We start from the raw sequence: 17,954 nt of genomic DNA on the forward strand, positions 1-17,954 counted from the left end.
ATTACAAGGATTGGGGATCGGGCCGGCCGATCACGTTCAGCCATGGTTGGCCGCTGACGGCCGACGCTTGGGAAGCGCAGATGTTTTTCCTGGCGTCGCAGGGGTATCGGTGCATCGCACATGATCGGCGCGGGCATGGCCGATCGAGCCAGCCGTGGCATGGCAATGAGATGGACACGTATGCTGACGACCTGGCGGAATTGCTCGATCATCTTGACGTGCGCGACGCCGTGATGATCGGTCATTCCACGGGCGGCGGCGAAGTGGCCCGGTATATCGGCCGGCATGGCACGAAGCGTCTTTCGAAGGCCGTGCTGATAGGGGCGGTGCCGCCGATCATGCTGCAGACGCCGGCGAATCCTGGCGGATTGCCGCTGGCGGTGTTCGACGATTTCCGCAAGCAATATCTGGCGGACCGAGCGCAGTTTTTTCTGGATGTGGCGAGCGGGCCGTTTTTTGGTTTCAATCGGCCAGGGGCGAAGGTCTCGCAAGGGTTGATTCAATCGTGGTTCCTGCAGGGGATGATGTCCGGCCACAAGAACGCGTACGATTGCATCCAGGCGTTTTCGGAGACGGATTTCACCGAGGATTTGAAGAAGTTCGACGTGCCGACGTTGATTATCCATGGCGACGACGATCAGATTGTGCCGATCGGGGCGTCGGCGCTGTTGTCGGCGAAGCTCGTGCGGGAAGTGGAGTTGAAGATTTATCCGGGCGGGTCGCACAGTCTCGGGGATACGAGCAAGGATCAACTCAACGCGGATCTGCTGGCGTTTGTTCAATCCTAGAACCTTAAGGACTTCATGTCGCTCGCACTCTTCACGCTGCTTCACATTGTCATCAGCGTCATTGGCATCGTCACTGGATTTGGCGCGTTGGCGGGGATGCTGGCCGGGAAACTGTTGCCGCGTTGGACGGCGTGGTTTCTCGTGACCACGGCGGTGACGAGCGTGACTGGGTTTTTCTTTCCGTTCCGCGGCTTCACGCCGGCGATCGGATTTGGGATCGTCTCGCTGGTGATTTTGGGCGTGGCGGCTTATGCGCTGTACGGGCGGCATCTGTCCGGCGGGTGGCGCAAGGCGTTCTTATTCTGTTCGCTTGGCGCGCTGTATCTGAACACGTTCGTGCTGGTGGTGCAGTTCTTCCAGAAGTTTCCTTCGCTCGTGGAGCTTGCGCCCACGCAGAGCGAGGCGCCGTTCGCGGTGTCGCAACGGTTGCTGTTGGTGACGTTTATTTGGCTGGGCTGGGCCGCGAATGGGCGGTTTCGGGCGTGATGTTCGCTTCGGAGGTTTGCCCGCGAAACACGCGAAAGGACGCGAAAGAATTCGTCGAATGCGTGGGGCCGAGGGAATTTACCAAGAGAACTGAGCCATCGTTGCCTATAGCGGCGTATCCGCTAAGGCATGAGCTGGCGTGCCAATCACGTCCGTCCCACACTGGCGGACGAGCCGCCAGTGGCACCCCGGCACATTCTGACTGCAGCTTTCGGAATGTGGCTGTTCGCGCGATTTAGCTTGTTTCACTGGCAACTCGGTCTTACTCGCAGCATTCGTCGCAATCCGTGACGCGGCGTTTTGTGGCGCAGCGGTCGAAGGCCCAGGTGAGGCCGGCGCCGACCCAGTAGGATTCGATGGACGTCGAGGTCGAAGCGCCGAGTTGCTCCTCGTCAGGGAACATGCCGCCGGCCATGAAGTCCATGTCGACGCCGGGCAGGACGTCGCTGACTCCCAGGCCGGCGCTAAAGCGATGCTGGCAGGTAATGGCCAGTAAGGCTTGCGTATAGCGCACCGCGGCAAATCCGCCCGGGGGCGTGATGCCGCCGATGTTGGGGCCGGGGTTTTCGTCGAGCGGATTCTCAGCGAAGGCATAACCGATGCGGTATTTGTAGCGCCCGGCGGTGTATTGGGCTCCGGTCTGGAAGACCCATTGGTTGTCGTAGACCGTCGAGAAGAGTTGGGCTTCGTCGTAGAGTTTGTAGAGGACGTCGGCCATGACGAGCAGGCGGCCCTGTGCGAGGCGGTCGTTGGCGATGCCGAAGCCGATGTTTTGCGGCAAGTCCATGTCGACATCGAGCGACGGGCTGTCGGGCAACTGCTCGAACTGCACGGCGTCTTTGAAGCGGAACGCCTGCTTGGTCTGATAGTACATGCCGACGTTCGTGTGGCGCGACAGGTCGTAGTCCGCGCCGATCGAACCACGGAGGGCGTAGTCGTAGGTCATGCCGCCGATTTCGACGAAGGGCGGATCGAAGAACGCGGTGCCGAGGGAAATCGCCGCGCCGACCGACAAGCGATCCGTGAGATCGACGCCGAGGCTGGACGTGATTTCGAGCGCAGTGAGGCCGGCGTTCGTGCCGTTGCTGGCTGGATTGTGGCGGAAATCGGCGCCGCCGGCCGCGGCGGCGAAGAAGCCCATGCCGAAGGTGGCGGGCAAGCCCAAGGAGCGCAAGTCTTGCGTGACGCCGATGGCGCTGGAGCCGATGCCTTGCGCGTGCGATTTGGCGCCGTAGGGTTCGACGCCGAGGAGCGGAATGGGCGCGGTTTGCTGGATGCTGAAGGTCGGCTCGGCCCAGGCGCCGCCGAAGAGGAACTGCGTCCCTTCGAATTGCGCGACGGTGGCGGGGTTGCCATTGATGGCCGAGGTCAGATCCTGCGGCCGGGCAATGCTCGTACCGCCGAGCCCGCCGGAGGCCGGCATGGTGGTGTTGTGGGCCTCGACGCCGAAGGACTGCGCTTGCGCATGGTCGGCAATTAGCAGCGTGGCCAGGGCCAGCGGCGCGCAGAGCGCCGCGGCGCGAAGATTGAGGCGCATGTTCCGGCATCCCTTCCGGTGAATTGTGCAGCGCGCAGCAGTGCGCGTTGCGCCGGGCGGGCGACTTCCTGTCGGCCGCGCGGCTATCGGGATAATCGACTAGATCGGCGGCCGAGACGGATGAAATGCTGACGGTCGTAGCATGCGGGGCGCGTATTCCGTCCGAATGCTGTGAAGCTGTGCCGGCTGTACGTCGTGTAGGACGTGCCGGGCGATAACGACTTGCCGCGGGACTATTCGTGCGCGACGCCGGCGGCTTCTTGTTCGAGCCGTTGGCGTTCGGCGGCTTTGGCGAACGGATAGTAAACCAGCATGGCCAGCGGGATGGAAACCGCGCCCCATACGGCCGCCCGCCAATCACCGGTGCAGAGAAAATGGCCGATGATGGGGGGCGTGGTCCAGGGGACGTTGACGAGCGGCCGGCCGATCCAACCCCAGTCCATGAGCAGATACGAGCAGACGGTGAGCGACAAGGCGCTCAGGACGTAGGGGACCATCAGGATGGGGTTCAACACGATTGGAAAGCCGAAGAAGATCGGCTCGTTGATCTGGAAGATCTGCGTGGGCAACGAGAGGCGGCTGACCTTGCGATAGCCGGGTTCTTTCGAGTTGAGCATCACGAGGGCGAGACCGAGTGTCGCGCCGGTGCCGCCGACGTTCACGAAGGTGCTCACGAATCCTTGTGCGGTGATGTAGGGCAAGGGTTCGTGGCGACCGGCAGCCTCGACGTTCATCGCGAGGTATTGCAGAAAGACCGGCGCCACGAGGGCGTCCAGCGCGTTGTCGCCGTTGATGCCGATCGACCAGAGGATGGTGATCACCAATACGCAGACCAGAATGCCCGGCAGAGTGTTCAGAGCAAACACGAGCGGGCTGAAGACGTACTGAACGAGTTCGTTGATATCAACGCCAAGTACGAATCGCAGCAGCCAGAACAACACCACGAGGCTGAACAGCGGCGTCAGTGATAAGAAGGAGTCGTAAACAATCGGCGGCACGCTGGCCGGCAGACGGATGACGGCGTTCTTGTCGGTGAGCAATTTCTGTACGCGGACGCAAATGAGTGCGACGAGAATCGCCGTGAATAGTCCTTGCGAGCCGAGACGATCCATTTCGAAGACGGCGTTGCCTTCGGCGTCGATCTGCAATTGCACCATCAAATAGACGACGGCGGCGATGCCTGCGCTGACGATGGCTTCCTGTTGCAGGAGCTTGCCAAAGTGATAGCTGACGGCAAAGCAGAGGTAGACGGACAGGAGCCCGAACGTCGCGGTCACCGGCACTTGCAGCACCGGCAAATACGGCGCGATGATTTCGTCCCAGCCTTTCACCGGAAAAAAGCAGACCATTAGGAACAGCCCGCCGATGATGGTCAGCGGCGCGAGCGAGACGACGCCGGCGCGGATCGCGGTGAGGTAGGTGTTCTCGCTGAGGACGGTCAGCGGCGGCACGATGTAGCGATTCAGGAAGGCGGTGAAGTTGTTCACGTAGTCGACCTCGCCGGCGCTGAATCCCGGTTGCGGGACCAATCCGTCAGGGCGACGCGCTGAGCGTGAATCTTCTCGAAGGCGCGGTGAATGTCGTCCATATCTTCGCGAGGCCCGAGGAGCATGGCATGTTCCAGCCAGAGGCCTTGTTCCTGGCAAATCAGGTCGCTGTTCGGACAACTTGTGCGCTCGTAGTCGAGGCGATCGACCACGCCGGGCAGATACGGGCCGAAGGCGCGATTGCGGAACATCGGCTGGTCGGGCAGTGAATAGCCATAACCGGGCGAGCAGGGAATGCCTTCCGCGCGGAGGGCTTCGATCACCACGGCGCGCGGGGCGCCGAAGGTCTGGCCGTCGATTCGCAGCATGAACAGGTGATAGGCATGGCGCGTGCAGGCGTCTGAGCGTCGTTGGGGATGTAACCCTGGTAATGACGATAAGCGCTCGGCCAGGTAGAGGCCATTCGCGTCGCGCGTCGCGGCCTGGGCTTCCAGGCGATCGAGCTGCGCGTTGAGCATGGCCCCTTGGAACTCGCCGAGCCGGTAGTTGCCGGAGATGACGTGATGCTCGTACCAGACGCCGGTGGGGATACGGCCGCAGTTGCCGAGTGAGCGGAAGTTCTCGGCGAGCTCGTCGTCGTTCGTGGTGATCAGTCCGCCTTCGCCGCAGGTGAGGTTTTTGCTGGACTGATACGAGAACGACGCGATGTCCGCCAGGCTTCCGACCGGCCGATTTTGATAGCTGGCGCCGTGGGCGTGGGCGGCGTCTTCGATGACCAGCAGGTCCTGTTTCTTGGCGATGGTGTTGATGGCGTCCATTTCGGCCGGCTGACCAGCGAAGTGAACCGGGATCACGGCGCGGGTGCGCGGCGTGATTGCCGCTACGAGCGCTTGGGGATCGAGATTAAACGTCTCCAAATCGATATCGGCGAACACGGGGATCATGTTCGCTTCGACGACCGCCGAGGCCGTGGAGAAAAAAGTGTAGGGCGGAACGATGACTTCGTCTTCGGCTTGGAGGCCGGCCGCCATCAAGCTCAGTCGCAGCGAGACCGTACCGTTGACGACGGCGGCGCCGTGGCGGCAACCATGCATCGACGCGAAGCGCTCCTCGAAGCGCGCAACTTCCTGGCCGTCGAGCCGGCCCCAGTGCCCGCTGTGCAAGGTGCGGAGCAAGGCTTCTTCTTCGGGCTTGCCGAAGATGGGCCAACGGGTGAAGGGACGCGACCGCAGAGGTTGGCCGCCGAGAAGTGCAAGGGATTGTGTCATGATTGAAAGCGAGCTTCAGTCCCGCAATGTCTTGCCGAGGTAAATGCAACCGTCTTCTGCGCCGCCGGTGCGGGCTAATTCCCGAAAGCCGAGACGCGCGTAGAAACCAAGCGCCGGCGTGTTTTGGATGCTCACGCCGAGATGGGCTCCCGGCGAATTGCGCTCGCGCAGTTTTTCCATGACGAGTTCCATCATGCGTCGGCCGTAGCCTTGTCCTTGCGCCCGGTCGAGCAAGTCGATGTGCAGGTGCGCAGGGTATTCCGCGTAGGGTTCCGGACAAAAGTAGTCGGGCTGATGGTACCAGGAATGGACCAGCTGCGCGCGGGTCCACGTCGCTGGGTCGCCCTGCGGCAGCGGGAATTGCTCACAGAGTCGGGGCCGCCATTCGCGCTCGTAGCGACCATAGAATTCGTGCGAGTCCAGCGAACCGAAGGCGTATCCGCAGACGCCTTGCTCGTCTTCGAGTACGAAACTCAGTTCCGGCTCGTAGACAAGATACGGGCCGACGAAGATGCGGCCCAGCGCGTCGGGATCGTCCTGATAAAACGGCTCGCCGTCGCGGCCGTAGTCGCCGGTCTTGAGGCAGACGTAGTAGGTTGCCGCTTGATCGTCCGGGCGCGCGAGACGGATTTTGAAGTGGGGCATCGTCTACGCAAACTCGCAGCAAGTGTGATGTGGGGCGTCACTGGCGGCTTGTCCGCCAGTGCGGTATATGTCTCGATGGCGGGCTCAACTCCAGCACTGGCGGACAAGCCGCCAGTGGCACCCATCGCTTAGTATGTTCTGCATGTGCACCTAGTTCTCGTCGCGACGGGGGAGATGACTTGGGCTGGCGGCGTTGGCGGGAAAGAAGGAACCGTCGGGCTGGAGCGCCAGCAGCCTTTGCAGTTGAGCCACCAGGCCGCCGCGATAGGTGCGGGGCAGATGAAAGTCGGAATGGAAGGTGGCCGAGGGATCCGCTTGTTTTGCGCGGACGTAGCCGAGCAGCAGGTCCAGCTCTTCGCGCAATTCCCAGGCGCGGCGATGCAGGGCGTAAAACAATGGCCGGTCGCTCAGGTCGGTCAGGGCCGCGCAGAAATTTCGCAGCCGAGCGCCGCGCTCCAGGAACTCTGCGCCGGCGTCCGGCTGATTGTTGATGATGAAGTCCTCGGCGAATCGCCGTAGCGTGGCGGCTTCCGTTCCTGCTTCGTAGGGCAGGTAATAGGAATCGCCGAACAGCAGCAAGTCTTCTGACGTAGCCGGGCCCTTGTGCGTGGCAAAGCGCGGCAGCCATTCCTGCATCGCCGCGAGGTATGCGGCGCGCGGGTCCCAATTGTCCGGCGCTTCGACGTAGTCCGCAAACGTCCGTAGCGGCACGTAGTTTAATGGGAACTCGGTGTTGGGATTGCAGAGGATGCCGGCGACTTCGATGCGAAGCGCCGCGGGGCGACCGGCGTAAGGACCGAGATACATGCGGCGGCCGTCGTAATCGTTGGCGTGCAGGTTGTCCCAGATGAGCGGTTTACGGCGCAGGCGGCTTTGCAGCGTACGTGCATGTTCGACCGTGATTTCGCGCGCGATGATTTCGGGGCCGGTCCAACAGATGTCGATGGCTTCGTCGAGTTCGCGTCCGATGGTTTCGAGATAGCCGGCGCCGCCGAGTTGTCGCTCGGCCATGCGCCCGCAGTAGGGCGTTGGGCAGAAGAGAAACCGCGCATTGGGGCGGCGCTCACGCAGCCAGCGAAACGCCGCGTTGGCGATGTGGCATTGCGCGGCGGCAAAGGTATCGAAGCGCTCGCGGTCCTCGGACCTCATCTGGTCGGGGATGTCGTCGAACAGGAGCGCGAAGTCGTCGCAACCCAGGGCGAGCAGTTGGTCGAAGCGGGCGAGGATGCGTTCTAGTTCCGCCGGTTCGTTGAAACGGATATCGAGCCCGGGACTGAGCGCGTAGATAAACCTGATGCCGCGCTCTCGGCAGCCGCGGATCATCGCTGTCAACGGCGCGGTTTCGGACGGCTCATATAATTCGCGCCAGGCGGCGCGGTGTTTGAGATCGTCTTTGGGCGCATAGAGATAGGTATTCAGCCGCCCGGCCGACATCCATTCGAGCAACTCGGCGCGCTCGGCCGGCGACCAGGGCGGGCCGTAGAAGCCTTCGATGACTCCGGCCAGGAAAGGCGGCGGCGAAGCTTGCGACATCGAAACGTAGGCTCGGCGGAAGGAGATGCGGCGAATCGGCGCGTCATTGCGCTTCGCCAGTATCTCAGCAAGTCCGGCCGGGCATCAACCGGGTCCCGCGAATCCGCTTACCCAGAACGGCGGCGGACAAAGCGCCTTCCGAAGACCATTCCGGCCAGGGCGATGCCACCAAGGACGACGGCGCTGGGTTCCGGCACAGAACGCGCGCCACCTGACGCGGTGGCAAGGAAATCGTAGTTGATTCCCATAAGCTCGACTGAACCGGCAACAAACAAATCGGCCGCCTCAGACGAGGAGTCGAACATCGGGCCTTGCCAGAAGTCTGCCCCGGTCAACGCGGCATCCGCGGCGGGCCGTTCTGGACCGAAGTTGGCCGCGACCGTACCGGACGAGTCTTGGAGGGCGCGATCCACCGTGGCATTGCCGAACAGATCGACGAATTGAGCGCCGTCGCTTTCCAGGCTGGAAATGACCGGGCAACCGGCATAAACCGGCGCGGCGGTGAGTGCGAGCGTCGCCACGGTCAACAAGCGGATTCGCAAGGCCATACTTCTGTTCCTGGCAAAATGCACGCGGCAGGCAAGAACGCCCTGACCGTCGCGAACGTCCTATTTTATGTACCCGTCCGATCGCGCTCTATCGCGCAAGTCAGGTATCATACTAGCAACGGTTGCGGCGTCCTTCAATCAATTTGAAAGCGAATTCGCCCCGGATACCCCTCGCTTTTGCTAGTCAGTAGGGCGCGGGTGGAGTGCGATTCGCAGTCATGCTTGAGACTTTCATGGCGATCCAGAAGTTCCCTGAACATCGATTTCGCGGCGGCTTTTCTCTGATTTCCGCGGGGTTTCGCCGGATCGGCGCCGTCAGCCTGACTGTCATCATGCTGGCTGGCTGCACTGAGAGCGTTGCTCTGCGACCGGCAGATGGGAACGTCGAGCAATCGGCCGACGCTTTGAGGTTGTTGGACCTGGAAGGTAACGAGTTTGACGTTTGGGGGGATGATGCGGCCCAGGCGACCGTGGTCGTGTTTTTGCGATCGGACTGTCCCATTTCGAACCGGTACGCCCCGGAGTTGCGGCGATTGCATGACGAATTTGCTCCGCAAGGCGTGCGATTTGTGATGGTCTATGTCGATCCGCGGGAGACAGTGGAGGAGATTCGTAGTCATCGCGCGGAGTATGAGTATCCCGGCGACGCGGTCCGCGATACGACGCACGCGCTGGTGAAACTGACCGGCGCGAGCGTAACGCCTGAGGCTGTGGTGTTCGATCGAGAGCGTCAACGGACTTATCGCGGGCGCATTGACGACCAGTTCGTAGAGTTGGGGAAGTCTCGGGCGACGGCGACTCGGCATGACCTCGAAGAGGCGATCCGCGCGACGCTGGCCGGGGAGCCTATTGCGGAAGCGGAGACCGAGGCCGTGGGTTGTTACATCGAAGACTTGGATTGACGCGCCCGAGATGATTGACGCATCGCATGAACCGCCGCGCTGGGCTTCGCGCGTTTGGGCATTGGTCATTGTGGCGACCGCCGGGTGCTCCGAGTCGCCGGGGCCGGTAGCGCCAGATGCTGCACCGTTGAAAGTTGACGCCGTCAAGTCGGAAGTCAGCTATTCGGTGAACATCCGGCCGATCGTATTGGAGAAGTGCGTTTCCTGCCATCAACCGGGGGACGCCGCGCCGTTCAGTTTGTTGACGTACGACGACGCCAAGAAGCGGGCGCGGCAGATTGCCGACGTGACCGCCAGTGGATTGATGCCGCCTTGGTTGCCGCGGAACGAGCATGGGTTGTTTGCGGGCGATCGACGACTTACGGACGCGCAGAAGCAATTGCTCAAGGCCTGGGCCGACGCTGATGCGCCGGCGGGACCGGTCGTCGCTGACGCGCCGGCGACCGGGGCAGCCGCGGAATGGAAGCTTGGTAAGCCGGATTTGATTCTGGAAAGCCCGGCGTATGAAGTGCCGGCGGCGGGGGCGGATGAATTTCGCAACTTTGTGATTGCGACCGGGATTGATCGCCCGCGGTGGGTGGAGTCGATTGAGTTGCGGCCGCTCAATCCGCGGGTGACGCATCATGCGCGGATTGGCCTGGACGACTCGCGCGAATCTGAACGGCGCGACGCGGATGATCCGCTGCCGGGCTATGCGGGGATGGCGTGGCGGCGCGATCCGGAAGGGCAACTCGTCACCTGGGTGCCGGGTATTCAGCCGGGGATGGTGAATCGTGATTTCGCCTGGCGACTGTTGCCGGAGCGAAAGTTGGCGCTGCATACGCATCTGCAGCCGTCTGGAAAACCGGAGACGGCGCAGTTTCGGCTGGGGATTCGCTTCACCGATGAGCCGCCGCGGTTGCGGCCGCTGGTGTTGCGGATTGGGAGCCGGGATATTGATATTCCGGCTGGTGAGCGGCGCCACGTCTTGGCGGACGAATTTACGTTGCCGATCGATGTGACGGTGCATGCGGTGTTTCCGCACGCGCATTCGCTTTGCGAGTCGATTAACGTCGCCGCCGAGTTGCCGGATGGGAAGTCGGTGTCGTTGATCGAGATCGAGCATTTTGATGAGAAGTGGCACGACAACTATCGTTACGCGAACCCGATTGAATTGCCGCGCGGGACGAAGTTGCGTTCGGCGTTCACGTATGACAACTCCGCAGCGAATCCGCGGAACCGACATCATCCGCCGGTGCGTGTGCGGTATGGCTCGAACGCCGATGAAGAGATGGCGGACGTTTATTTGCAGGTCGTGGCGACCGAGGCCGACGAGCGCGAGATGCTCGTCGAGGATTTCAAGCAGTACGAATTGAAATCGAAGGTGATTGGTTTTCAGCGCACGTTGGAGGGACATCCGGAGGATCCGTTCAGCCGTGAAGGACTGGCGGCGAGTTATGTGGCGCTCGGGGAGCCGGACAAGGCGCTCGCGGCGTTGACATCGTACGAAGCCGGCGCGGCGGAGTCGGTCTACTATCTGACGCACTTGGGACTCGTGTACGCGACGAAGGGGGATCATGCCAAGGCGGAAGAAGTGTTGCGGCAAGCGTTGATGAAGGATCGCGCTTTCCCGTTGGCGTGGTTGGGGTTGGGACAAGCGCTGTTGTCCGAAGCGAAGCTGGATGAGGCGGAGCAGGCATTTCGGCAGGCGACAGACCTTGCGCCGGAGCTGACGGATGCGCAGCTAGGGCTGGCCGGCATATTGATGCGCGGCGGTAAGTTCGATGAGGCCGCGGCGGCGTGTGAAGCGGCGCTGCGCAATGCGCCGGATCATGCGCCGGCGCACCTGAAGTTGGCGGAGATTCGCGTCAAGCAAGGACGGGCCGATGATGCGCTGGAGTTGTTGCGTGCGGCGTATTTCAAAGCGCCGTATATTCATCCGCCGAAGGTGCTGTTGGCGGTTTACTCTTTGCAGAACGGCGATCCGGAGCGTGCGCGGACGTTATTGCAGGAGGCTTGCCAGGAAGCGCCGGAGCATCCGGTGCCGGAGTTGTTTCTTGGCCAATTGGCGATGAACGGCGATCAGCTTGACGTTGCCCGTGAGCACCTTGGTCGGGCGGCGATATTGCCGACGCCGACGAATTGGCCGCGGAGTCATCGGCATCGGTTTTTGGTGTTACTGCACGCCGAGCGGTTTCATTTGGCTGAGCGGTTGAAGGATATTGGCCTGGCGCGGGAGGCGGTGGCGGCGTGGTTGCTGGAGGAGCCGGGGAATGGGAAGTTGCTGGAGTTGAGGAGGGAGTTGGGGGAGTAGCGTGTCGGCCGCCCCGTTGGGGCTACCGGGTATATGTAATCGCGGTTTCCAGGGGTTCGCTGCGCTCACCCCTGGCTACTGACGGTCGCCCCTTTGGGGCTTGATCGCAAGCGCGATGTTGGCGCATCGCATCGAGCAAAGGGAGACCTTCGGTCGGGCGGGTGGCACGGTCGGGAGACCGTGCCACAACAGAGCCAAAGGCGGTATTTCGAACCATCTGACAAACAGGCTATGCGAGCGATGCCATGCGAATCTACTTGTTGTTTATGATCGTCTCCGCTTGTACCGTTAGCGCCTGCTCTCATGCTGACGAATCAACGTCTCGGATGCAGTCAGCGAACGACCCCGCGTCGGAACAGCTGGCCGATACGAACGCAACAGAATCTAAGCTTGCCGCTGATCAAAGGGCAATCTTTGACGCACTGCTCCATGACGTTCTGACGGATCCCGATTTCAAGGACTCCCGTGAATTCTACGGAACTGCCGGTGACCAGCAATTCGCACTTGTGTGCAACGAGAATAGTGGAGTACTGTGGCCCGAATGGTACATTCCATCTGTGGAAGGCTTTGAATCTTCGCGCGTTATTGAAGGCGCTCCGACAGACGACAGTCGACCGCGGCTCTTGGGAATCCGACTGGACAAGTTCAACGTTGGTGAAGAACCAAATGACGATGGATACCGGCTTCTCGACGGGCAAATCCAAATCACGTTGTTGAACGCCGGGGGCACAGGCGGCGACTCGATTCGCACCGGTGGATGCAATGTGTTCTACGACGCCAATTACGACCGAGGAAAGTGGATCGTCCAATGCAAGGGCTCAATTGACCCGTGAAGTTCCCGTCACCAATCGCGAACTCAAATCGGCTCGCCCATTCGATTCTGAAACTCGCGTATTTCGTACGCGGCGATTGGTTTTCCTTTGTTCGACTTCGCTGGTCCGTCAACGCTTGGGCGGCCAACTTACCGCAAACTCACCGTCACCGTCTTCGTTTCCGTATACGCGTCGAGGCCTTTTTCGCCGAGTTCTCGGCCGAGGCCGGACATTTTGAAGCCGCCGAAGGGGGCGGCGGCGTCGAAGACGTCGTAGCAGTTGATCCAGACCGTGCCGGCGCGGACGGCGGCGGCGAGGCGGTGGGCTTTGCCGATGTCGCGGGTCCAGACGGCTGCGGCCAGGCCGAAGCAGGTGTTGTTGGCGCGCTCGACAATTTCATCCACGCTCTTGAAACGCAGTACCGACATCACCGGGCCGAAGATTTCGTCCTTCGCGATGGCCATGTTGTCTTGGACGTCGGCGAAGAGGGTCGGCTCGATGAAATAGCCTTGGTCGCCGAAGCGTTTGCCGCCGGTGACGCAGGAGGCGCCTTCCTGTTTGCCGAGGTCGATGTACTTCATGATCTTGTCGAACTGCGCGCGATCGACCTGCGGGCCTTGCTCCGTGGCCGGGTCGAACGGATCGCCGAGGCGGCGTTTCTGGTTCATGGAGGAGATCGCGTCGATGAACTTGTCGTAGACTTTGTCCTCGACGAAGACGCGGCTGCCTGCGCAGCAGCATTGGCCCTGATTGAGATACAGCCCGACGTGCGCGCCGATGGCGGCGGCGTTCAGGTCGGCGTCGGCGAAGATGATGTTGGGGCTTTTGCCGCCGAGTTCGAAGGTGAGCCGCTTCAAGGTCTGCGCGGCATCGACCATGATGAGTTGCGCGGTGCGATGTTCGCCGGTGAAGGCGATCTTATCGACACCCGGATGCTTGACGATCGACGCGCCGGCCGTGGGGCCGTAACCGGGGACGACGTTTATCACGCCGTCGGGGATGCCGGCCTTCTGCGCGAGGCGCGCGAGGCGCAAGCAGGTGAGCGGAGTTTGTTCCGCCGGCTTCATGACGATGGTGCAGCCTGCCGCGAGCGCCGGTCCCCATTTCCAGGCGACCATCAGCATCGGGAAATTCCACGGGATGATCTGCCCGGCGACGCCGACCGGCTCGCGGCGCGTGTAAGTGAGGTACGGGCCGCGGATGGGAATCGTCTGGCCGTGAATCTTGTCGGCGTACCCGGCGTAATAGCGGAGGCAATCGACGGCGAGCTTGATGTCAACATTGGCCGATTCGCGAATTGGTTTGCCGTTGTCGAGCGTTTCAAGCCGTGCGAGCTCGTCGGCGTCCTGCTCGATCAAATCGCAGAGCTTGTGCATCAACGCGCCGCGATCGCGGGCGTCCATCTTCGACCACTCGCCGCCGTCGAAGGCCTTGCGGGCCGCCTTGACGGCGAGATCGACGTCGGCGGCGTCTCCTTCCGCGACTTGGGCGATGACGGTTTCCGTCGCGGGGTCGATCGTTTCGAAGGTTTTTCCACTGACGGCGGGCTGCCACTGGCCGCCGATGAAGCATTCGGTTTGGCGAATCTGCGGACGGGCATGTTTGATGGGGGCAGTCGCGGTGGCCATGAGAGAATCCTCCGTGGGCGAGTTTGGGCGGCGATGGGGCTCCGGGGAATTGTAGGGGAATGCCGGGAAAGGTGGATAGAGCGCGCTCGGTCGTAGTGCCGGAAGGGTGAGCGTTACGTCGCGCGGTTGCGATAGAGCGACGGATCAACGCACGACGTCATTTCCGCGATGCTGGGGCGGCTGCTGAGGAATTCGTAGACTTGCGTGGCGATGGGCTCTGGCGACGCCATGAGTTCGCCGTAATTGACGAACATCGTTGTGAGGTGCGATTGTTTTTCCAGCCAGACGAAGAGGCGTTCCAGGTGGAGTTCGTAGGCTTGCTTCATCTTGTCGGCCGGGGCTGGCGTGCGATCCAAGCGGAGCAGCATTTTTTCCTGGGAGCGGAGCATCTCGTCTAGATCGCGGCGCATGAAGATCACGCGATAGTCTTCGGTTGGCGGGAGGTCGTAGAGCAACTGCGAGACGGCCTTGAGCGCCTTGCCGCGCGCGCTGGGAAGCCAGTCGGCGTTTTGCTTGACTTTTTTGACGTCCTCGAACTCGTAGTAGCCTTTGGGGTTGTCGATGTCGGCGGTGCGGAGGTGGTCGGTCATGATTTCGATGCCGCCGCGGTCGAGCATCTGCATCATGAGCGACGTACCGGAGCGCGGGAGGCCGGAGACGACGATGATTTCTTCGTGCATGATTGTGATTGCGGTTAGATTTGCACGTTCAGCCAAGGTTTGCCGACAAACGCGGCGACCATCGAGACGATGAACCAATAGATCACCCAGGTATCGGCGCCGGTGGGGAAAGATTTTCGAGCGGGGTATTCAATGGCGATCGATTGCACCGCGGAGTCCGCGCCGAACGGCGGTTCCGCGGGATGCACGAGCAAGTCGCCGAGCGCGTGATCGGGGCGCTTCAGACTGGTGCGCATCAACCCGTCGCCGACCATCAGGTCTTTGCTGAACGCCTGGTCGCCGATGCGCAGGTTTAACGTGTGCTGGCCGGCTGCTTTGGCTTTCAGCTTCCAGAATACGGAGTGATCGCTTTGAACGCGCAGCGGGCCGATGACGGGTTCGAAGGCGTCGTTGGCGTCGAGCGAAACGTCGGCGACTTGGGCGTCGTCGCGCAGGCGGACTTCGACGAGGGCTTCCTCGCCGATTTTCAATGGTCGCGCTTGATACCAGAGCGCCAGTTGGCCGAGCACCAGGCAGGCGGGCAGGGCCATCACCAACATCGGAATGATCGCCAGCAGCATCAATTTACCGGCGCCGGCAAAGACGCGCCCCTGGGCGCGCATGGTTACGGCCGGGCTGTCTTTGAAGAGCTTGAGCGCCAGCAGGTTGGCTTTGATGTCGTCGCGGACGCGTTTGATCGCGCCTTGATTCGAGGTGTACTTGAAGGCGTACAACATCACGAGGCCCGTGGCCGAGGCGGCGATTGTTGCCGATAGCCAGCCTGGGAGCCAGGCGGTCGGCGCAAGCACGATGCGCCCGATGGCGTTCGCCAGGGCGTTCAGCCAGATGAGGACTTGAGCCGCGGCTTCCATTACTCGATGTATCCCAAGCCCCGCAGTTGATCGGCGACCTGGCCTTCGGCCTCTTCGACCTTGAGGCGCTGCAGTTCATTTTCGACGGCGTGGGCGACGAATTCTTCCACGTCGGAATAGCCGAGTTTTTCGGCGGCGGATTGGGCGCGATCGTGGAGGGTGGAGTCGAGGTTGATTTTGGGCATTGGGGAAGGGAGAGAGGAAAGGAGGAAAGCAAATTTGAGCGGTTTTAAAAGTGTCGCCCCGTTGGGGCTCTGATTGTTGGTACGGCGCCTAATCCAGGGGTTGGCACCCCTGGCTATTATCGGTCGCCCCTCCGGGGCTAAGTACAATGCACTCCCTTACTCCCTTACTCCCTTACTCCCTTACTCCCTTACTCCTCAAAAGAAACTCTTGCCGTTCATTGTCGTTGGGGTCTGCAATCCGAACTCCGCCAGGATGGATGGGGCTACGTCGATCAGGGAGGGGGCTTTTGAGTTCATGGATTTGTTGGCGAACAGGATGCCGGGGACTTCCAGGGCGTCGGCGCAGTGGTCGGCGCTCCAGGCCTGGTCGTTTCTCAGCAGGATATCTTCGGTCAGGTCGCCGAGGCAGGTGGCCCAACTGGCGCGGCAGCCGCGGGCGTAGCCGACGATCAGGTCGGGGGCGAGGGCCGTCGAATCGCCTTGATAAACTTCATCCGCGCGGTAGACGTTGCGAATCACCGGCTTACCGTCGTAGCCGGTGATTGCCGTCAGGCGCGCGACAAGTTCTTTGAGCAGCGTTTCCTGTTGTTCGCCAGGCTCGACAATGCCGTCGCGTTCGCGCCCCTTGAGATTCAAATAAAGGCCGTTGATGCCGAGGCCGTAGGCGCGGGTTTGCGACCAATCGACGTCCTTCATGATTGACGTGCATTCCGGCGGGCCGAGGTAGCCGGCGTAGCGCAGGAATGAGTTCAAATTGAACTGCCAGCCGAAGTTGGCGAAGCCGTGGTCGCTCATCACGAGCACCGTCGCCTTGCCGCCGTAGCGATCCAGCATGTCGCCGACGACTTGATCGAGCCGTTGATACAAGCGGCGCACATGCTCGTGCCACTTCTTCGCTTCGGTCGTGGAGCGGATGGGGTGGGGATCGTCGGAATCCCACCAGAACATGTGCGATTGCAGGTCGCTGCTGGAAAAGTAAAAGAACAGCAGTCCGTCTTCGTAGTCGTCGACGGCGTAGTCGAAGAGCGCGAGACGTTCTTCCAGCACGTGCGTGGCTTGCTTGAAGAACTCGTCGTCGACGAAGACGCGATTCGACCGGGCTTTGTGATCTTCTTGAAAACCTGCGGTGCCGAACAGGCCGAGCTTATCGGCGATTTCCGGTAGAAACTCGGCCGGTTCGGACATGGCGACGGCCGGCACCGAGGGATCGATGTTGATTGGCGTGACGTAGAGCCGGAAGTTCGGCGCAACTTCTTGCAGCAGGAAGCGGCAGATGCCTGAGGCGTGTTGATCGGGCAGGAATTCCGGTGTTTCGAGGGCAAAGTCGATTTGCGTCCAGGCGCTCCACTGGCCGGCCTTCATGAGGAGCTTCTTGCCTTGAATCTCGACGAGCGCCGCGTTGGCCGCGCGGTCGCGGTGGACGCGAAACGGAATGTTCACCGGCTTCGGCGTTTTGAGAATCGTGTTCGCGGGGCCCATGAGTTCCGCCTGGGCCGTGTCGGACTCGAACTTGAGCTTGAACCGCCAGCCGCCCCCTTCGTCGACGGGCTCCGGCGCGTTGTTGTCGGCGAAGTGTTGGTAGGTTCCATACGAGCCGAGCATGTCGGGCGTGCCCATGCCGGAGATGCAGCGATGGTAACCATACTGCGAAGGACTCGGCGGGTAGTTGGCCGGGAGATCGTAGAAGGTGGAAGGGATTTTTTCCTTGTCGAGGTAATCCCAAAATGGCACGCCCTGCCGACGGAGCAATGTGGCTGACGGTTGATGGTTGAAGGGCCAGAAATCGAGTTGCAGGTTGTAATCGCCGACTTCCCAACCGCCATGGCCGGGGATGGTCTCGGCGGCGGAATAGAACGGCGCACATTGTTCGTGCGGGTGGCGGTGAATGAAATCGAAGATGCCATGCGAGCCCGGCCCGGAGCCGTTGATGAAATTGGCCCAAGCCACGGGACTCTGCGGCGGGATGCTGGTGCCGAGCGGCGAGAACCCGCCGGTTGCGCGGAGCTTGCTCAGGTGCGGCAGCAGTCCCTCGTTCATCATGCTTTCGGTGAGCCGAGGATCCATGCCGTCGATACCGATGACGATGACTTTCTTGCCGATGCTCCGCGACGCGCGCGTGCGGCCAGAAAGCCAGACCGCGCCGCCAAGGCCGGCTGCGCCGAGCGTGGCGGCGACCGCGGAACCGCGCAAGAGTTTGCGGCGATTGAAGCGTGGTTTGTTGGTGGCGGTCATGTTTGTCGTCTGAATTAACGCGTAGTGCGAGAACCGTCAGTTTGTCTGCGCCGCTGTGGCACGGTCGGGAGACCGTGCC

The 17,954-nt window shown here is 61.6% G+C and carries 16 protein-coding genes; 5 read left to right on the plus strand and 11 right to left on the minus strand.

Features of this window, described 5'->3' with window-relative positions; translation table 11 throughout:
• A partial coding sequence (locus SGJ19_06665; GenBank protein MDZ4779915.1) for an alpha/beta hydrolase occupies positions 1 to 788 on the plus strand: 788 nt, incomplete at its 5' end.
• Positions 789 to 803: 15 nt separating this feature from the next.
• Positions 804 to 1,274 carry a hypothetical protein gene (locus SGJ19_06670; protein MDZ4779916.1) on the plus strand — a complete coding sequence of 157 codons (471 nt, stop codon included), beginning with the start codon at positions 804 to 806 and terminating at the stop codon, positions 1,272 to 1,274.
• Positions 1,275 to 1,536: 262 nt separating this feature from the next.
• On the opposite strand, the gene SGJ19_06675 is transcribed toward SGJ19_06670, so the two are convergent.
• The 6 genes from SGJ19_06675 to SGJ19_06700 form a co-directional block, all read right to left on the minus strand.
• On the minus strand, positions 1,537 to 2,811 hold the full coding sequence (locus SGJ19_06675; GenBank protein MDZ4779917.1) for a hypothetical protein: 1,275 nt from the start codon (positions 2,809 to 2,811) through the stop codon (positions 1,537 to 1,539).
• Between the two features lie 233 nt (positions 2,812 to 3,044).
• Positions 3,045 to 4,340: a PTS transporter subunit EIIC gene (locus SGJ19_06680; protein ID MDZ4779918.1), complete on the minus strand. Its 1,296-nt coding sequence runs from the start codon at positions 4,338 to 4,340 to the stop codon at positions 3,045 to 3,047.
• On the minus strand, positions 4,295 to 5,566 hold the full coding sequence (locus tag SGJ19_06685; GenBank protein ID MDZ4779919.1) for a DegT/DnrJ/EryC1/StrS family aminotransferase: 1,272 nt from the start codon (positions 5,564 to 5,566) through the stop codon (positions 4,295 to 4,297). Before SGJ19_06685 ends, SGJ19_06680 begins: the two co-directional genes overlap by 46 nt.
• Positions 5,567 to 5,581: 15 nt before the next feature.
• Complete coding sequence (locus SGJ19_06690; protein ID MDZ4779920.1) at positions 5,582 to 6,211, minus strand: GNAT family N-acetyltransferase; 630 nt, start codon at positions 6,209 to 6,211, stop codon at positions 5,582 to 5,584.
• Between the two features lie 150 nt (positions 6,212 to 6,361).
• The gene (locus SGJ19_06695) at positions 6,362 to 7,744 is read right to left on the minus strand and encodes a beta-N-acetylglucosaminidase domain-containing protein (GenBank protein MDZ4779921.1); all 1,383 of its coding nucleotides are present in this window, start codon (positions 7,742 to 7,744) and stop codon (positions 6,362 to 6,364) included.
• Between the two features lie 107 nt (positions 7,745 to 7,851).
• Entirely contained in the window at positions 7,852 to 8,292 is a 441-nt protein-coding gene (locus SGJ19_06700) for a PEP-CTERM sorting domain-containing protein (protein ID MDZ4779922.1), read from the minus strand.
• Positions 8,293 to 8,510: 218 nt separating this feature from the next.
• Between SGJ19_06700 and SGJ19_06705 the strand changes: the two genes are divergently transcribed.
• The 3 genes from SGJ19_06705 (at position 8,511) to SGJ19_06715 (ending at position 12,320) form a co-directional block, all read left to right on the plus strand.
• A complete protein-coding gene (locus tag SGJ19_06705) occupies positions 8,511 to 9,194 on the plus strand; it encodes a redoxin domain-containing protein (GenBank protein MDZ4779923.1) in 684 nt (227 codons plus the stop codon).
• 10 nt (positions 9,195 to 9,204) lie between these two features.
• Complete coding sequence (locus SGJ19_06710) at positions 9,205 to 11,487, plus strand: tetratricopeptide repeat protein (GenBank protein ID MDZ4779924.1); 2,283 nt, start codon at positions 9,205 to 9,207, stop codon at positions 11,485 to 11,487.
• 245 nt (positions 11,488 to 11,732) lie between these two features.
• Positions 11,733 to 12,320: a hypothetical protein gene (locus tag SGJ19_06715; protein MDZ4779925.1), complete on the plus strand. Its 588-nt coding sequence runs from the start codon at positions 11,733 to 11,735 to the stop codon at positions 12,318 to 12,320.
• 128 nt (positions 12,321 to 12,448) lie between these two features.
• Here the strand turns inward: SGJ19_06715 and SGJ19_06720 are convergent, their stop codons facing one another.
• From SGJ19_06720 to SGJ19_06740, 5 genes are all read right to left on the minus strand, one after another.
• The gene (locus SGJ19_06720) at positions 12,449 to 13,927 is read right to left on the minus strand and encodes an aldehyde dehydrogenase family protein (GenBank protein MDZ4779926.1); all 1,479 of its coding nucleotides are present in this window, start codon (positions 13,925 to 13,927) and stop codon (positions 12,449 to 12,451) included.
• Positions 13,928 to 14,040: 113 nt separating this feature from the next.
• On the minus strand, positions 14,041 to 14,607 hold the full coding sequence (locus SGJ19_06725; protein ID MDZ4779927.1) for a sulfotransferase family protein: 567 nt from the start codon (positions 14,605 to 14,607) through the stop codon (positions 14,041 to 14,043).
• A 14-nt stretch (positions 14,608 to 14,621) separates the two neighbouring features.
• A complete protein-coding gene (locus SGJ19_06730; protein MDZ4779928.1) occupies positions 14,622 to 15,458 on the minus strand; it encodes a hypothetical protein in 837 nt (278 codons plus the stop codon).
• Positions 15,458 to 15,643 (minus strand): hypothetical protein, encoded by a 186-nt coding sequence (locus SGJ19_06735; GenBank protein ID MDZ4779929.1) that lies wholly within the window; start codon positions 15,641 to 15,643, stop codon positions 15,458 to 15,460. Before SGJ19_06735 ends, SGJ19_06730 begins: the two co-directional genes overlap by 1 nt.
• A gap of 195 nt (positions 15,644 to 15,838) precedes the next feature.
• Positions 15,839 to 17,875, minus strand: a complete 2,037-nt coding sequence (locus tag SGJ19_06740; GenBank protein ID MDZ4779930.1) for an alkaline phosphatase family protein — start codon at positions 17,873 to 17,875, stop codon at positions 15,839 to 15,841.
• Between the last annotated feature and the right edge of the window lie 79 nt (positions 17,876 to 17,954).

This window comes from Planctomycetia bacterium, from assembly GCA_034440135.1.
Taxonomy (GTDB): Bacteria; Planctomycetota; Planctomycetia; order Pirellulales; family JALHLM01; genus JALHLM01.

Excerpts from the sequence above, each read along its gene's own strand:
- SGJ19_06685 (MDZ4779919.1), bottom strand. The coding sequence starts at position 5,566 with ATGACACAATCCCTTGCACTTCTCGGCGGCCAACCTCTGCGGTCGCGT.
- SGJ19_06705 (MDZ4779923.1), top strand. The coding sequence starts at position 8,511 with ATGCTTGAGACTTTCATGGCGATCCAGAAGTTCCCTGAACATCGATTT.
- SGJ19_06700 (MDZ4779922.1), bottom strand. The coding sequence starts at position 8,292 with ATGGCCTTGCGAATCCGCTTGTTGACCGTGGCGACGCTCGCACTCACC.
- SGJ19_06690 (MDZ4779920.1), bottom strand. The coding sequence starts at position 6,211 with ATGCCCCACTTCAAAATCCGTCTCGCGCGCCCGGACGATCAAGCGGCA.
- SGJ19_06675 (MDZ4779917.1), bottom strand. The coding sequence starts at position 2,811 with ATGCGCCTCAATCTTCGCGCCGCGGCGCTCTGCGCGCCGCTGGCCCTG.
- SGJ19_06720 (MDZ4779926.1), bottom strand. The coding sequence starts at position 13,927 with ATGGCCACCGCGACTGCCCCCATCAAACATGCCCGTCCGCAGATTCGC.
- SGJ19_06730 (MDZ4779928.1), bottom strand. The coding sequence starts at position 15,458 with ATGGAAGCCGCGGCTCAAGTCCTCATCTGGCTGAACGCCCTGGCGAAC.
- SGJ19_06695 (MDZ4779921.1), bottom strand. The coding sequence starts at position 7,744 with ATGTCGCAAGCTTCGCCGCCGCCTTTCCTGGCCGGAGTCATCGAAGGC.
- SGJ19_06715 (MDZ4779925.1), top strand. The coding sequence starts at position 11,733 with ATGCGAATCTACTTGTTGTTTATGATCGTCTCCGCTTGTACCGTTAGC.
- SGJ19_06710 (MDZ4779924.1), top strand. The coding sequence starts at position 9,205 with ATGATTGACGCATCGCATGAACCGCCGCGCTGGGCTTCGCGCGTTTGG.
- SGJ19_06725 (MDZ4779927.1), bottom strand. The coding sequence starts at position 14,607 with ATGCACGAAGAAATCATCGTCGTCTCCGGCCTCCCGCGCTCCGGTACG.
- SGJ19_06670 (MDZ4779916.1), top strand. The coding sequence starts at position 804 with ATGTCGCTCGCACTCTTCACGCTGCTTCACATTGTCATCAGCGTCATT.
- SGJ19_06740 (MDZ4779930.1), bottom strand. The coding sequence starts at position 17,875 with ATGACCGCCACCAACAAACCACGCTTCAATCGCCGCAAACTCTTGCGC.
- SGJ19_06735 (MDZ4779929.1), bottom strand. The coding sequence starts at position 15,643 with ATGCCCAAAATCAACCTCGACTCCACCCTCCACGATCGCGCCCAATCC.